Source organism: Polynucleobacter sp. AP-Titi-500A-B4 (assembly GCF_018688095.1).
GTDB lineage: Bacteria > Pseudomonadota > Gammaproteobacteria > Burkholderiales > Burkholderiaceae > Polynucleobacter.
On sequence record NZ_CP061311.1, the window covers coordinates 2,022,836 to 2,035,737 of the forward strand.

General features: G+C 41.8%; 20 protein-coding genes. 2 read left to right on the forward strand and 18 right to left on the reverse strand.

Annotated elements, in window-relative coordinates; translation table 11 throughout:
- Window positions 1-3: 3 nt before the first annotated feature.
- The 4 genes from FD968_RS10175 to FD968_RS10190 all read right to left on the reverse strand — a co-directional run bounded on the left by FD968_RS10175 (window position 4) and on the right by FD968_RS10190 (window position 2,005).
- A complete protein-coding gene (locus FD968_RS10175) occupies window positions 4-399 on the reverse strand; it encodes an MAPEG family protein (protein WP_215366162.1) in 396 nt (131 codons plus the stop codon).
- A gap of 104 nt (window positions 400-503) precedes the next feature.
- Complete coding sequence (locus FD968_RS10180) at window positions 504-707, reverse strand: hypothetical protein (RefSeq protein WP_215366165.1); 204 nt, start codon at window positions 705-707, stop codon at window positions 504-506.
- 171 nt (window positions 708-878) lie between these two features.
- Window positions 879-1,433, reverse strand: coding sequence for a peroxiredoxin (locus FD968_RS10185; protein ID WP_215366168.1), 555 nt, complete (start codon window positions 1,431-1,433; stop codon window positions 879-881).
- A 125-nt stretch (window positions 1,434-1,558) separates the two neighbouring features.
- Window positions 1,559-2,005 (reverse strand): tetratricopeptide repeat protein, encoded by a 447-nt coding sequence (locus tag FD968_RS10190; RefSeq protein WP_215366171.1) that lies wholly within the window; start codon window positions 2,003-2,005, stop codon window positions 1,559-1,561.
- Window positions 2,006-2,278: 273 nt separating this feature from the next.
- On the opposite strand from FD968_RS10190, the gene FD968_RS10195 reads away from it, so the two are divergent.
- Window positions 2,279-2,710, forward strand: a complete 432-nt coding sequence (locus tag FD968_RS10195; protein ID WP_251367579.1) for a universal stress protein — start codon at window positions 2,279-2,281, stop codon at window positions 2,708-2,710.
- A gap of 201 nt (window positions 2,711-2,911) precedes the next feature.
- Here FD968_RS10195 and FD968_RS10200 read toward each other — a convergent pair whose 3' ends face one another.
- The 13 genes from FD968_RS10200 to FD968_RS10260 form a co-directional block, all read right to left on the reverse strand.
- Entirely contained in the window at window positions 2,912-3,271 is a 360-nt protein-coding gene (locus FD968_RS10200; protein ID WP_215366174.1) for a DMT family protein, read from the reverse strand.
- Window positions 3,272-3,400: 129 nt separating this feature from the next.
- Window positions 3,401-3,814, reverse strand: a complete 414-nt coding sequence (locus FD968_RS10205; RefSeq protein ID WP_215366177.1) for a DoxX family protein — start codon at window positions 3,812-3,814, stop codon at window positions 3,401-3,403.
- A gap of 31 nt (window positions 3,815-3,845) precedes the next feature.
- Window positions 3,846-4,082 (reverse strand): CDGSH iron-sulfur domain-containing protein, encoded by a 237-nt coding sequence (locus tag FD968_RS10210; protein ID WP_215366180.1) that lies wholly within the window; start codon window positions 4,080-4,082, stop codon window positions 3,846-3,848.
- Between the two features lie 10 nt (window positions 4,083-4,092).
- Window positions 4,093-4,512 carry a MarR family winged helix-turn-helix transcriptional regulator gene (locus FD968_RS10215; protein WP_215366183.1) on the reverse strand — a complete coding sequence of 140 codons (420 nt, stop codon included), beginning with the start codon at window positions 4,510-4,512 and terminating at the stop codon, window positions 4,093-4,095.
- A gap of 204 nt (window positions 4,513-4,716) precedes the next feature.
- Complete coding sequence (locus tag FD968_RS10220; RefSeq protein ID WP_215366187.1) at window positions 4,717-5,892, reverse strand: MFS transporter; 1,176 nt, start codon at window positions 5,890-5,892, stop codon at window positions 4,717-4,719.
- Between the two features lie 653 nt (window positions 5,893-6,545).
- The gene (locus FD968_RS10225) at window positions 6,546-6,779 is read right to left on the reverse strand and encodes a DUF2789 family protein (RefSeq protein WP_215366190.1); all 234 of its coding nucleotides are present in this window, start codon (window positions 6,777-6,779) and stop codon (window positions 6,546-6,548) included.
- 87 nt (window positions 6,780-6,866) lie between these two features.
- The gene (locus FD968_RS10230) at window positions 6,867-7,496 is read right to left on the reverse strand and encodes a class I SAM-dependent methyltransferase (RefSeq protein ID WP_215366193.1); all 630 of its coding nucleotides are present in this window, start codon (window positions 7,494-7,496) and stop codon (window positions 6,867-6,869) included.
- A gap of 60 nt (window positions 7,497-7,556) precedes the next feature.
- Window positions 7,557-7,772, reverse strand: a complete 216-nt coding sequence (locus FD968_RS10235; RefSeq protein ID WP_215366196.1) for a hypothetical protein — start codon at window positions 7,770-7,772, stop codon at window positions 7,557-7,559.
- A 105-nt stretch (window positions 7,773-7,877) separates the two neighbouring features.
- Window positions 7,878-8,399: a hypothetical protein gene (locus FD968_RS10240; protein ID WP_215366199.1), complete on the reverse strand. Its 522-nt coding sequence runs from the start codon at window positions 8,397-8,399 to the stop codon at window positions 7,878-7,880.
- Between the two features lie 17 nt (window positions 8,400-8,416).
- Window positions 8,417-8,908: a peptidoglycan-associated lipoprotein Pal gene (pal, locus tag FD968_RS10245; protein ID WP_215295657.1), complete on the reverse strand. Its 492-nt coding sequence runs from the start codon at window positions 8,906-8,908 to the stop codon at window positions 8,417-8,419.
- An 83-nt stretch (window positions 8,909-8,991) separates the two neighbouring features.
- On the reverse strand, window positions 8,992-9,345 hold the full coding sequence (locus tag FD968_RS10250; RefSeq protein WP_215366202.1) for a hypothetical protein: 354 nt from the start codon (window positions 9,343-9,345) through the stop codon (window positions 8,992-8,994).
- A 587-nt stretch (window positions 9,346-9,932) separates the two neighbouring features.
- Window positions 9,933-10,370 carry a DUF6641 family protein gene (locus tag FD968_RS10255; RefSeq protein WP_215366205.1) on the reverse strand — a complete coding sequence of 146 codons (438 nt, stop codon included), beginning with the start codon at window positions 10,368-10,370 and terminating at the stop codon, window positions 9,933-9,935.
- Window positions 10,371-11,046: 676 nt separating this feature from the next.
- Entirely contained in the window at window positions 11,047-11,670 is a 624-nt protein-coding gene (locus FD968_RS10260) for a hypothetical protein (RefSeq protein WP_215366208.1), read from the reverse strand.
- A 322-nt stretch (window positions 11,671-11,992) separates the two neighbouring features.
- On the opposite strand from FD968_RS10260, the gene FD968_RS10265 reads away from it, so the two are divergent.
- Entirely contained in the window at window positions 11,993-12,559 is a 567-nt protein-coding gene (locus tag FD968_RS10265; protein WP_215366211.1) for a site-specific integrase, read from the forward strand.
- Here FD968_RS10265 and FD968_RS10270 read toward each other — a convergent pair whose 3' ends face one another.
- On the reverse strand, window positions 12,560-12,898 hold the full coding sequence (locus FD968_RS10270; RefSeq protein WP_215366214.1) for a hypothetical protein: 339 nt from the start codon (window positions 12,896-12,898) through the stop codon (window positions 12,560-12,562).
- Between the last annotated feature and the right edge of the window lie 4 nt (window positions 12,899-12,902).

Sequence of the window (12,902 nt, forward strand, 5' to 3'; positions counted from 1 at the left end):
TGCTTAAACCAACTTATATAGTGACCAGCCTAAATTCAAAATAACTAAAGAAATTAATGTATTGAATGTGAATTTCATTCCCAACACACGCTTACTGAAATCTGGCGGAGGCTGATTGATTCCGACGGCATGTATTAGTCGGCCAATAATAAGCGTGATGCCTGGAATAGCGACCAACCACCATGGTGCGCCATTTAATTCGAGACAGGCAATCAAGATGATCCCAAAGGGTACGTACTCAGCAAAGTTACCTTGGGCACGAATCGCTCTCTCAAGATCATCATGGCCACCACTTCCCAAGCCAATCTTATTCTTTCTTCTAAGGCTAATCACAGCAAAAGAGAGTCTGATAAAAATGATGGTTAATGCGGAAGCAATGATTGAGGTAACTATTAGCATTGGGGGCTCCAAGAGGATTCCCTAAATCATAATCAGAAAATAAAAAACCACCCGAAGGTGGTTTTCGTCGCCATTAGGAGCTGAAGCCCAAAAAATCTTATCTTTTATTTATTGGGCTTAATGGCAAAAGAAAGCCAGCCAAGAAAAATACCGATCAAAATTGACACTATCAACTTTGGAGTCTGAGACAGCGTCTCACCCGTAGGGAGAATTAAATTAAGCGCAAATGCAATGCTGATCACCATTCCAAAGAAGCCGGCATATTTTGAGATTGCATCTTTAGCATCATGAGGTGTAGGCAAAAACATATCATCCATCCTTTCAATAATAAGAAGGCTCTATTAACGCCGGCCCTATAACTTGAGAGATCACAACAGACTAGACATTACATCTGAGCCTAAGTTCGGTCAATAGTTATCAGGAAAATAGCCCAACAAGCGGGCTATTGATCAATTTTAGCGAGCCTAGGCTGCCGAATTCTAATGAGTCTTCAAATAATCAATTACCCAGGCTGGATCACTATCGCTTGGGAAGATGGGGTAGTGAACCGCCTCAATCACGCCATTATTCGCAATGAGTGTGACTCGCTTTAATAATGTCATGCCAGCGGCTACAAAGGTTGGCATATTCAATGCCTTTTGAAATTGATAGTTCACATCGCTGACTACTGGAAATGGGAGATGAAGTCTATCGGCCATCTCTTTTTGATAGTCCGTAGTTTGAACACTCAAGCCTACAACTTCTGCGCCCAAAGCTTGGAGCTCTTGATAGTGGTCTCTAAATGAACAGCTCTGAGGAGTGCAGCCTCTTGCCCCAGGAATTTGATCCCAACCATCTGGCAAAGCAACATTAGGCTGCCCTGTCATTGGATAACAGTAAATAACCAATTTACCTTTGATATCGCCAAAATTAATGGTCTTGCCATTGGTAGCATTTAAAGCAACATTCGGCAGTTTCATTCCCCTTAAATGATTGGTTGAACCATCATCTTGAGGAATCGGAAGATCTGTGGGGAGCTGATTTAGATTTGTCATGAATAAATTCTATACAAAACGAAAGTCCACATATAGGAGAAGGGCAAAACAAAACCGCCCATGGGTGGTTTTGGTGTTTCTCGGAGGCTCAGGGTGGAATCGATCAGGGCTTAGAGTGCCTTGCCCTACTTTCTAGACTTATATTTTTTTATGGCTTCTTTTAAATCGGAGTATTCCTCGCAGCCAAAAGTGCAGGCTTTGTCCAATCTAGCCAATAGAGCCTCAGCGCCAGGCAAGTCATTATTGATCAATTTAAGCTTTCCGTAATACTCCAGAGCCCCGCGATGATCTGGGTCTATTTTCAATGCAGCTTGATAGTATTTTTCTGCCCCCACCAAATCAGGCGGCTGTTTTTTTCGAAGGCTATATCCAAGCAAGTTATTCCAATCGGCCGAACTTGTTTCATTGGCAGACTGAAGCTGCTGTATTGCCTGATCATATTTTTCAGCTTTAATACTCGCTCTTGCTTGGGTTAGCCATGCCGGATCTTGTTTTGCAGGGGCGGTGTCAGCTGCTTGAGATAAGCCAATAATAGAGAAGAGTAATGCAGCTGTTAGGATTAATTTTTTCATTTGGGGCCTTTAGTTGAGTACATGTCTTTTATATACCGATTATTAAACGCCCGCTCAAACATGGATCAAATGAAAAAACTACCTGAAGGTGGTTTTAGTGTTTCTTGGTGGCCCGGAGCGGAATCGACCAGGGCCCAGGATACCCGACTATATTTACTGATCCGAAAATAAAAAGTCGTCAACAACAGTCTACAAATTAAGTATTTGCCAATGAGTACTTATAAGCCTAGACTGGAGTTAGAAATAACCTATATCGTTTTATACAAAAGGGGCATGACCATGAAAGTACTATTACCGATTGATGGATCCAAATCATCTCTGAATGCTGCAAAGTATGTGGTAAAGATGGCAAAAAATTCTCGAAGTTCGACCACCGTTACCCTGATCAGCGTCCATGATGATGCTGGGCTTGGGCATGTAAAACAATTTGTGTCCAAAAGTGTTGTAGATGAATACTTGAGAGAAGTAAGTGAAAAAGAGTTGAAGGCTGCACAAAAAGTTTTGGATACCGCTCGCATTAAACATAATATGGTTATTAAGCGCGGTCATATTGCAGACCAAATTATCGCTCTTGCCAATAAAGATAAAGTGGATTTAATTGTGATGGGCGCTAAAGGGCGTAGTGGCTTTGTAGATATTCTGATGGGCTCAGTTGCACAGCGCATAAGTAGCTCAGCGAAACAACCAGTACTGCTTGTGAAGTAATTTTTTGTCGTTTTAAACGACATCAACTGACGCAGGAACATTAAATTGATTTGTCCTTTTCAAGGACATTTCATTCCGAGTGTATTCAAGACCAATGATATGGAATGTCATGTCCCGTAAATGAAAAAACCACCCGAAGGTGGTTTTGGTATCTCTTGGTCCCCCGGGGCGGAATCGACCGAAATCTAGGATATTCGATCCTTATGCTCTAAACATAAAGTAGACCGCACCCAATAGGCATAGGCCAGCCCAAATGTAATCCGTCTTAAATGGCTCACCCATATAGAAAACAGCAAAGGGCACAAAAACGGCCAATGTAACAACTTCTTGGGTAATCTTAAGCTGTCCAAGTGAAAAGTATTCAAACCCAATTCGATTTGCTGGAACTTGAAAAGCATATTCGAGCAAAGCAATTGCCCAGCTTGCGAACACCGCAACCCACCAAGGCTTTGAAGATAAATTCTTTAAGTGGGCATACCAGGCAAATGTCATAAAGACATTAGAGAGCATTAGTAGTCCAATAAAAGAAATTGGGCCAAAGAAATTAGATAAGTTGGGCATAAGGCAATACTAACGAGTTTGCCCAGAGCAAATGAAAAAACCACCCGAAGGTGGTTTTGGTGTTTCTTGGTGGCCCGGGGCGGAATCGACCAGGGCCTAGGATGTCTAACGCTAGCTCAATAGAAGTAATTACTCCGCTTTTGCCTTGCGGCTATCAATGCTAATTGAACCAGCACCTGTTGAAGCCAATACCAATAAACCGCCAGTGACAGCAATATTCTTAAAGAACAAGAGCTGAGCAATGAATGCGGCATCTACTGGAGCGGCCCAGAAGGCATGACCAACAATGCTTGCCAATACTGTAAAGATTGCCAAACCAATTGCTACAAAACGAGTGTGATAGCCAAGAATTAGAGCAAGGCCACCTAAGATTTCAATAGCAATGACCACCCAAACGATTACAGCTACTGCTGGTAATCCAAGTGATGTGAAATAGCCTGTTGTGCCCTCAACGCCCATTAACTTATTCAGTCCTGCCGGCAAGAACAATGCGGCAATAGCAATACGACCTAGTAGGTTTAATACATTTTCAAAGTTTTTCATTTTTTTCCTTATTAAAAATTATCCAGAGCTCTTAGAGCTTGTTATGACTGCCATCGCAAAACGCACCATTACCACTATGTTTACAGCCACACAGATAGACGGTTTCGGTCTTTTCAGCAGTAAACGCAACCGGCGTAAATTCGGTGGTTTTGTGGCTACCATCACAAAATGGCTGATTCTTACTTAGACCACAAGAACACCAGTAGTAAGTCTGGCCAGCAGTGACTTCCACTGCGTAAGGGGCTTTTTGAGCGATATGTGGATTCATAGTGTTTCCTTTAACTAATAAAAATAGATTTAAGTGTTTTAAGAGACTCTTCTATCTCTTTCATTTGTTTTTTTGACAGCTTTTGAAAAGCCGCCTCAAGATGCTTAAGGTGTTCTGGAAAGACTTGTTCAAAAATCTTTTGTCCCTTAGCAGTCAGCTTGAGCAAATGACTGCGAGCATCATCAGGATTTTCTTGAGTAGCAATCAAGCCTTTCTGGACCATCCGCCCAACTACACCAGTGAGAGAGCTCTTAGAAATCAAAGTTTTCTCTCCCAACTGCTTAAAGCTCATTGGCGGCTGATTGGCCAGCGTGGCAATCACATCAAACTGGACTGGCAATAGCCCTAGCCCTCGGATATGTGTAGAAGAGTAGCCCTCAAATTCTTGATAGGCCCTAGCCAACTGTTTAATGATAGGTAAAAAGTTCATATGCGTACTAATATAGTCCATATATGGACTAATGTCAAATCACTTATATAACCAATAATTTGTCGTTTTAAACGACATCTACAAGCATAAGGGCAGGAAGTTGGTGCGTCCTTTTAAAGGACAGTTAATAAAAAGGGGCAATAAAAAACTACCCGAAGGTGGTTTTGATGTTTCTTGGTGGCTCGGGATGGAATCGACCAGAAGCTAGGGTGCCTTTTTCCTATAGACCCAAAACGCCATCAGCATAAAAGCAACCAACGCACAGCCACCTGAAAATAAGAATGCGTACAGTGGTGCGATAGATTCGTATACCCAGCCAAAAATAAATGAAGCTGGAAACAGCATGAGGCCAGTAATTAAATTGAACCAGCCAAATGCGGTGCCAGCCAACCCTTTGGGGGCCATATCTGCCACCAAGGCTTTTTCTACCCCTTCTGTTGCGGCCTTGAATAATCCGTAGATTCCAAAGAGTGCAAATATTTGATAAGTAGAAATTCCCGGCAAACCCATCGCAATATAAAAGAACGCAAAAGCAATCCATGCGATCAAAATAAATCGCTTACGGCCAAAGGTGTCTGATAGTGCCGATAAGGGGGTGCCAAACAATGTGGTAATTAAAGAAATTGCCGCCCATAGGAGTGGAATTTGTTCTTGTGGAACTCCCGCTTCTCTTGCCCTTAATAACAAAAACATGTCGGATGAATTAGCTAAAGCAAAGATGCCCGCCACCACAAGATACCTTTTAAATTGATCTGGCATACCTTCAAGCGACCAGCTAAATTTACTTGCTTGTGGAGCCGCTTCTCGCTTTGGTTCGTTGATACACAAAGCAAGAGTGATGGTGATTACAGCTGGAACAATGGCCCATAAAAAGATATCTTTGAGGGGCACGCCCATAGATAAAAACATCGCCGCCAACAGTGGGCCAATGACTGCACCCGCATTGTCCATCGAGCGATGTAATCCAAAAGTAACGCCTCGTTGATTCTCATTTACGCTCTCAGCCAACAGAGCATCACGAGGAGAACTTCGCAAACCCTTACCCATACGATCAGTGAAGCGAATTGCTAACACCCACACCCATGAATTAGCTATCACAATAAGAGGTCTACCAATGCCGGCAAGCGTGTAACCTAAAATAATCCAAGGCTTGGCTTTCTTAGTACGATCAACAATCACGCCTGAAACTAACTTAAAAATACTAGAGGTGGCTTCCGCAATACCTTCAATAATGCCAAGTGCTTTTGGCCCCGCCATTAAGACTGATGCTAGGTACAAAGGCATCAATGGATAAAGCATCTCGCTGGCAGAATCATTGACCAAGCTAATAAGGCCAATAAGCCAAACGGTGCGAGGAAGAGCGAGAATTGTTTTAATCATTACAAGCTCAATTTACTCTTGTTTTGTCGTTTAAAACGACATCGACTGACGCAGGGATGAATTATTGGTTTGTCCTTTTAAAGGACAGTTCTATATAGCAATATCTGGCTCTAATGGCATATACACCTGCTAAGCCTTAAAAGAAAATAGCCCAACAAGTGGGCTATTGCAATTCTTGGTGGCCCGGGGCGGAATCGAACCACCGACACAAGGATTTTCAACTCTGTCCCCCAGACTAAACTCCCGCTAGATCTCAAAAGGTTTACCCCACCATAGACAAACTTTGTGCACAAAACTTTATTAGGTGTTTGTATGGGATTGATTTGGTTGAGTTATTTTGACCCACGCAAGGAGTGCGGGTGAGTTTGGTGGCGTAGTGGGGATTTGACTGACACAGGGATGACGACTCCTTGTTGTGATCGGGGTACCCCACGCATGAAGTGTCCTTTTAAAGGACGTTGCTCATTAATACTGTAAGTGAATGATAGATTCCTTACATACGCATATACGTATGTATACATGCATCAGCCAATAAGTAGGCATGGCTTTTAGTTCGAGTAACTATATATGCATATATACGTATATATGAGAAGTCCTTTTAAAGAACATCTCAGTGAACGTCTATTAACGCGACGGTTACCGTAATAAAAGTTTTATTTTTGTATTAATAAATTAGCCAATTGATCTACTACTTCTGACCACTCTGAGTCTTCGGCCTTAGCTTCAATTAAAAATGCTTTTTGATCTGGCGCCCAGTAAATGGCATCGGGAAGATTAGACCCAGGCTTAAGTTGATGTCTTTCTATGTATCTCTCCATATGAATCTTTTGGGATGACAAACCTAACTGCTCAAAAAGTTCTTCCAAGGTTCTATTATTCATACTCATCAGAATTCTCTTTCACCAGTATTTGAAGCGCACCATCTCAAAATGACCGCTAAAGCCCATCATGCTCATTTCATTTTAAGATGAGAGCTAGACTTGCGATGCTTTACCCTTCTTAATCACTCGAAACTCTTTATTGGAGGCCTCACTCTTATTATCACTAGATCCAAAATATAGAGCGTAGAGAGGATTCCAATTGTTGCTCACAATCTCAAGGCTAGATTCATGTAATTTAGCGATTACTTCTTCTAGTGCGGTAGTGGCATAAATGACTGCATATCCACCAGGGCGAAGACTAGACTCTAAAAGCTCAATGTACCCTTGTCTTTGCTCTTCTGAAACCAAGCGCTCAAACACAGCTCCGTCATGCCATAAGGCATAGTAGCCCTGCTTTAGAGGCGCAGTTAAAACATCGGCGCAAACCCAGCGAATTAGCGAACTGAAATTAGCATATCTCTTCTTAGCCAATTCAACAGCCTCTTCTGACATATCAAGGGCCGTTAAATTAAGACAGCCCTCATTTAAAAGATGGTCAAGAAAAGTCTTTTGGCCTAAGCCGATTTCAATGACAGGGCCAAAATCAGTTTGAGTAAATTGCCTAAGTAATTTGATTGCTTCTTCATGTCCAGCAAATAAGGGATTAAACATCACAACCTCACTAATGAAAAACCACCCGCAGGTGGTTTTGGTGTCTCCTCCAGCCAATAACAATCTGGGCATAGAATTAATGGCACAAATGTAACATCTATTAATAGGCTCTGTATTGGCATTTACCCTTGATTACCAGTATTTAAAGCGGGATCTCTCAACATCAACATCCCCACCTATAGCTCGCATCTTCATCTGACAATGTGGGCAAGTAAGCCCATCCCACTCTGCCAAATGTTTGGTAGAGTGGCAACTTGTACAAGCAGGTGCAATACTAATTTCTGTATTAATACTGCCTGGATGAGCAACCATATATACATCAATGGTTGAACAAGATTTACAAGCCATAACCACTTTTGAAGAGTGAAGCCCGATCTCCCTACCTATGCCACTGATGCAATCAAACTTACAAGAGCCACAAATAAATTTATATCTAGCCATAAATCTATCGCACTAATTCTTCTTAGGTTGAAGTGCCAGTTTCTTCATATGGGCATCTTGAGTGAGTAGTTGCCTTTCTTGATTGGCAACGCCAATAGTGATCTTTTTGGCGATAAGATCGGCATAGACGCCATCAATCTTTTTAAAGAAATCCTCATAGACCACTTTCTTTTCGGGGCTTAAACCCTCCAAAGCAATTGGCCGACACGAATTAGCTTCAGCCAAATAATTCTTCAATGCCACAGCTTGCTGATCCGTCAATTTATCTGGCGAACTAAAGAGGGCTTTGGCATGAGGATTATTTCTTGTAACAGCGATAATTTGACTGTCTACCAACAATGCATCAGCACTTTGATTGCTACGGATGATGCAATCATTCAGTCGTTTAGCTACAGATCCCGAGTGATCAGGAGCCGGAGCTGTCATTGGCGACGGAACTTTAGCAACTTGCACTGGGTTATTGGGTGCAACGTTTGTCGCGCATCCACTTAGGAAAGCAATCCCCATCAAACTGAGTTTGAATATGTTTTTCATTAAATAGCCTTAGATGTTTAGCGATACACAAAATCAGCACGGCGGTTTTCTTTAAATGCCGCTTCTGTCTGAGCTGGGTCAGCTGGCTTTTCTTTTCCAAAACTCACCGCTTCCAACTGAGATTCGCTAACACCTTGAGCAACTAGAGCTTTCTTAACAGCTTCGGATCGCTTTTGACCTAAGGCTAGGTTGTACTCTGCAGTTCCACGATCGTCGGTATTGCCTTGAATGATCACGGAGGCTTTTTGCTTTTGAAACGATTTTAAGTAAGAGGCATGGGCAGAAATGGTTGAAACATATTTTGGATCTACGGTATAGCTATCAAACTCAAAATAGATTGAACGCTTGCCATATACACTAGACTTGGGATCACTAATGGGATCGTAAGTCATTGAGCCGCCAGCATTAACCTCAGCCACACCATTAGCGTCATCTAACTTCACGCTACTACATGCGGATACAAACAAAACCAATAATGCCAATGGCAATACTTTTACAAATTTATACATGATGATATTTCCCAAATATGGCTACACATCGGTCGCCAAAAAACGAAGGGGTATGCCTATAGAGCACGTCCGGCCTAAGAAGATTAGGCTATTACTTTGGGTGGTTTAAAGGCTGAGTCAGGAAAGTTTTGCGTAAACAAAACTTCATTTGCAATAGAAAACATAGATACTGAAATCGGTGGAGAAAAAACAGTAATCCCAATTTCGGTAATATTTGCAGTTACATGGCTCATGAGGTACATAGTGTGAACCGGCTCTTTGTCATCTGCTGATTCTGCAATGTTTTGTGCTTGCATCACTATTGAACCGTTGGCGTAACTATTAGCAAGCTCTGCCCGCTCAATTGCGGCTTGAATAAAAATACTTCCAGCGGCCGCCTTAAATGCAATCATGAAGAAGCATATGAATAAAACCAGCGTTTTTTTGCGGAGCAACATTGTTTAGATTCTATACCCGATTACCAAATTTGTCCTTTAAAAGGACGAATCAAAACCATCCTCGCTATACCCCTCATCCCCACAGACAAGAGTTTTCTTTTTTAAACAAAAACCGCCAAAAAATCCCTGAAATCGGCTCAAATCGCCTGATTGTCAGAATAAGAATTATTACGAATACGAGGTGGGGTTAGATTAGATCACCAGGGGCCGAGATCTCCGCTGGCTTTGAAAATTGCGCGGTAAATTTTTAGGGCTTACTACTGATCGGCTTGATAGCCTGTTGATGATGCTGGCGATCCTTTTCTAGCTTTAATTGTTGCTTGGCAGAATCCACATTTCGCTTAAGCGAAGCTACTCTTGCCTGCGAGGGCGAAAGGGGCTTAATTGGTTTGATGGTTTTGATTTCGTAAAAGCGCATCAAGTATTTAAGCCCCTAACTCTTCATTCAATTACTTCTGAGTAATTTAGAACATTACCAAGTCCAAACTGCCTTTCACCTAACCACTTAGCTTCTAGTTCATTAGATGCAAAGATAAAGGTGTTGGTTGTTTGCAGTGAATTTAAGCGTACCCATAGAATGAACTTTTTCATTTACCGAACCCCGCACGTACAGCCCCACTTGCGGCTTCAATTTGAGTATCAAGTTCTCCTGCTTCTACGGCAACCTTAATAATCTCTAGAGCTTTAATCAGCTCTTCTGCTGAATTCACCTCTACAGCAGTCTTGCCTTTAGCAAACTCAATGATCTTTGCACCATAGCGGATGTTTAAGCAAACCTTGCCATCCATAGCTACGAACCACCATTGACGAATACGCTTTTCATGTTCAATGGTTTTACGTGCGCCGGTGATGTCTTTAACTGTTTTAAATTTCTTAACAGTAAATGTGCCGCCTTCTTTACTGGCTTTAGCTAACTGGATCTGCTCCCAGACTTTGTTCGCTAATTTATTGCGGCGATGCAGTACTGGCGGTATTGCTGTTGGCTTTTTTGAATTAACCATCTTCAATGCATTTAATGTGCTCATCTTTTTCTCCTATAAGTTAATGGGCACACTTAATTTATTGTCAGAGTTTTTGGATGGACAACCTCTTTTTGCCAAAAGCCACAAAGATCTAATGATCTGAACCAGATCTTGTCTCCTTTTATTAGGTTTCACTAAATAACTATGACAGCAGAGCAAATGAAAGTTCTGTGATGCCATTGATTACTACCGAAACAAGAGCAGTGACACTCAGTCGTTATGTCACCCTAAAGCTGGACTTAGAGTCACAGTCATGGAAATTCTGGGCGGTAGCAGAGACTTGCAGTCACTAACCAATTGGATGCCGTTGGATGTTGCTAACCAACTGACTCAAGAATGTAATTCAGCACAAAGATCGTAAAACCTAGTTTTATGGATCACGAGAAAGCCCTGCTTACACAGCAACTTTCAAACAAGACAAAGGTAGCCACTTATTGCTTTTGTACATGTTGCGTTTTACGGCCGCACATAAAAGGAGACAGCGAAACCGCCCTTACCCAATCGGGTTGTGCCTATAGTGGTGTAGTAAAGAACTCAGCGAAAGTCCTTTTCTATTACTGAGCCTGTTGCTTAAGGCTCAGTGTAGGTTGAATCTAGCGAAAATCATCAAAGAAAAGAAAAATGTGATGAGCGACAAGCGAAATCACAAGTGAACGTTAGTTCACTTATTCATAAAAGCCTATGCCTTAATAATGTCAGCCTCAATAAGTGCACCAGTTTCCCAGCTATCTGTCGGCTCAAGTTGATAGTCCTCATAAGTCACACTCTCAAGGAAAATATCTCCAAGAACTTTGCGGAAATTTAACTGTAACTTTTTTAAGTCAAACTTCTTGCCCACATCGATTTCTCCTTCGAGGAACATACCAGTTTCTTCAGCCTTCCAAACTAGATACCCTGGAGTTTTAGGTTTTTTAGCGGGAAGCTCAAACTCTTCAATGTTGACTATTTTCTTGTATTGAGCTGGAGTAAGACTTTCCATGAAATCATTTAGCTCATCGTCATAGCTATAGATATTCTCATCCTCTGCATCTTCTTCGTTATCGAATTCAATTGGAGTAATCTCAATCCAGAGGCCGCCAAGATAGCCTCCACCTAAATAATCCACATTACATAAACCTGAATAGCTATCTGGAAAATAAATCTCATCTGGATGATCATGACCAACTGAATCGTAGTCTTCAACAAGAACCTCTTTGAGATACGGCTGATATTCTGGATTAGTCCAGAAGTCATATTGGGCTTTTGTTAATTTATGAATGCCCACTTCGGCGCCATTTCCATGGATTTCAATTGAGTAAAGCACGATATCTCCCATATGTTTTGATAAATCATATCAAGTAGGTTTTTATTTTGCCACCTTGAATACTTCATTTATTGAACGATCTATTCATTTCGCTGGCTTGGGTAGCTGAACCCAAATTTAAAACGCTTGTAGGTCGTTTTAAACAATCATCAAATATCGTGGCGAAAATGCCACGATAAATATAAGAGAACAGTACTACTCTTATATTTTTGCCTAACTCATTGATAAAAAAGCGGTTCTTTTTCAGCCATTTTCAGTTGCCCAAACCGAATCTAAGAAAACATACTGTAACTCTGTATTTAATACATTTCAGGGAGAACGTATGTCACAAGCTAGAGTTTTAAATCCACAAGAACTGCGCAGAGTTTTAGATCACGTTGCTACACGCAGGCATTCAGCACGTAATCGCGCTATGTTGCTACTTACACACTACGCGGGTATGCGAGTAGCTGAAGTAGCCGCGCTACGCATAAACGACGTTTTAAACGGCGACAGCACTATTAAGGGTGAAGTACGCTTAATGCCCGATCAAACCAAGGGCAAACACGCCCGTACTGTTTACTTAAATGAACGGATGCAAAAGGAGCTGGCGCAGTACATCAAAGTAATCAAAATAAAAGACGTATCCAAGCCCCTGTTTTACACACAGAAGCAAGCAGGGTTCTCAGCTAATTCACTTACCCAGTACTTCTTTTACCTTTATCGCGCCTGTGCTCTCGCTGGAGCCAGTAGCCATAGTGGCAGACGCTCATTCTTAACTGGACTTGCCAACAAAGGCACAGCGATTCATATATTGAAGAGCTTGGCTGGGCACCGCAACATAAGCACCACAGCAACTTATCTCTATAGCAGTCCAGATCAGCTTAAGGCCGCTGTTGAGTTAATCTAATTACTTGGAGAAGTCAGTAAACACTTCTCCAGTGTATTTGTCGTTCACTCTTGTTTTCTTAAGGTTGACTGTAAATGCAAGTCCTCTTGTGGCAAGTCTGTGACCAAACCACTTGCAAAGCACTTCAACTCGTGTGGATCTATTTTTACCATCCAGAATAAGAACTTGGTCGCCTAGTAAGAAGGTGCCACTAAAAATGGATCCTCTGTACTTGGCATCAGTAACTTCTATCACACGAGCATTCTTAACCTTTACAGGCTTTATAGGTTTAGCAAATTTTGTTGTATTGGGACAGTCATTTTTTTGTTCCCACACAGGTGCTTTGCGGTAAAAATCCATATAA

What these genes read in the sequence shown, in the direction of transcription:
- FD968_RS10215 (WP_215366183.1), bottom strand. Translation starts at nt 4,512, where the DNA reads ATGAACTTTTTACCTATCATTAAACAGTTGGCTAGGGCCTATCAAGAA.
- FD968_RS10205 (WP_215366177.1), bottom strand. Translation starts at nt 3,814, where the DNA reads ATGAAAAACTTTGAAAATGTATTAAACCTACTAGGTCGTATTGCTATT.
- FD968_RS10250 (WP_215366202.1), bottom strand. Translation starts at nt 9,345, where the DNA reads ATGTTGCTCCGCAAAAAAACGCTGGTTTTATTCATATGCTTCTTCATG.
- FD968_RS10210 (WP_215366180.1), bottom strand. Translation starts at nt 4,082, where the DNA reads ATGAATCCACATATCGCTCAAAAAGCCCCTTACGCAGTGGAAGTCACT.
- FD968_RS10255 (WP_215366205.1), bottom strand. Translation starts at nt 10,370, where the DNA reads ATGAGCACATTAAATGCATTGAAGATGGTTAATTCAAAAAAGCCAACA.
- FD968_RS10200 (WP_215366174.1), bottom strand. Translation starts at nt 3,271, where the DNA reads ATGCCCAACTTATCTAATTTCTTTGGCCCAATTTCTTTTATTGGACTA.
- FD968_RS10265 (WP_215366211.1), top strand. Translation starts at nt 11,993, where the DNA reads ATGTCACAAGCTAGAGTTTTAAATCCACAAGAACTGCGCAGAGTTTTA.
- FD968_RS10185 (WP_215366168.1), bottom strand. Translation starts at nt 1,433, where the DNA reads ATGACAAATCTAAATCAGCTCCCCACAGATCTTCCGATTCCTCAAGAT.
- FD968_RS10190 (WP_215366171.1), bottom strand. Translation starts at nt 2,005, where the DNA reads ATGAAAAAATTAATCCTAACAGCTGCATTACTCTTCTCTATTATTGGC.
- FD968_RS10235 (WP_215366196.1), bottom strand. Translation starts at nt 7,772, where the DNA reads ATGGCTTGTAAATCTTGTTCAACCATTGATGTATATATGGTTGCTCAT.
- FD968_RS10180 (WP_215366165.1), bottom strand. Translation starts at nt 707, where the DNA reads ATGTTTTTGCCTACACCTCATGATGCTAAAGATGCAATCTCAAAATAT.
- FD968_RS10230 (WP_215366193.1), bottom strand. Translation starts at nt 7,496, where the DNA reads ATGCCCAGATTGTTATTGGCTGGAGGAGACACCAAAACCACCTGCGGG.
- pal (WP_215295657.1), bottom strand. Translation starts at nt 8,908, where the DNA reads ATGTATAAATTTGTAAAAGTATTGCCATTGGCATTATTGGTTTTGTTT.
- FD968_RS10270 (WP_215366214.1), bottom strand. Translation starts at nt 12,898, where the DNA reads ATGGATTTTTACCGCAAAGCACCTGTGTGGGAACAAAAAAATGACTGT.
- FD968_RS10220 (WP_215366187.1), bottom strand. Translation starts at nt 5,892, where the DNA reads ATGATTAAAACAATTCTCGCTCTTCCTCGCACCGTTTGGCTTATTGGC.
- FD968_RS10225 (WP_215366190.1), bottom strand. Translation starts at nt 6,779, where the DNA reads ATGAGTATGAATAATAGAACCTTGGAAGAACTTTTTGAGCAGTTAGGT.
- FD968_RS10240 (WP_215366199.1), bottom strand. Translation starts at nt 8,399, where the DNA reads ATGAAAAACATATTCAAACTCAGTTTGATGGGGATTGCTTTCCTAAGT.
- FD968_RS10195 (WP_251367579.1), top strand. Translation starts at nt 2,279, where the DNA reads ATGACCATGAAAGTACTATTACCGATTGATGGATCCAAATCATCTCTG.
- FD968_RS10175 (WP_215366162.1), bottom strand. Translation starts at nt 399, where the DNA reads ATGCTAATAGTTACCTCAATCATTGCTTCCGCATTAACCATCATTTTT.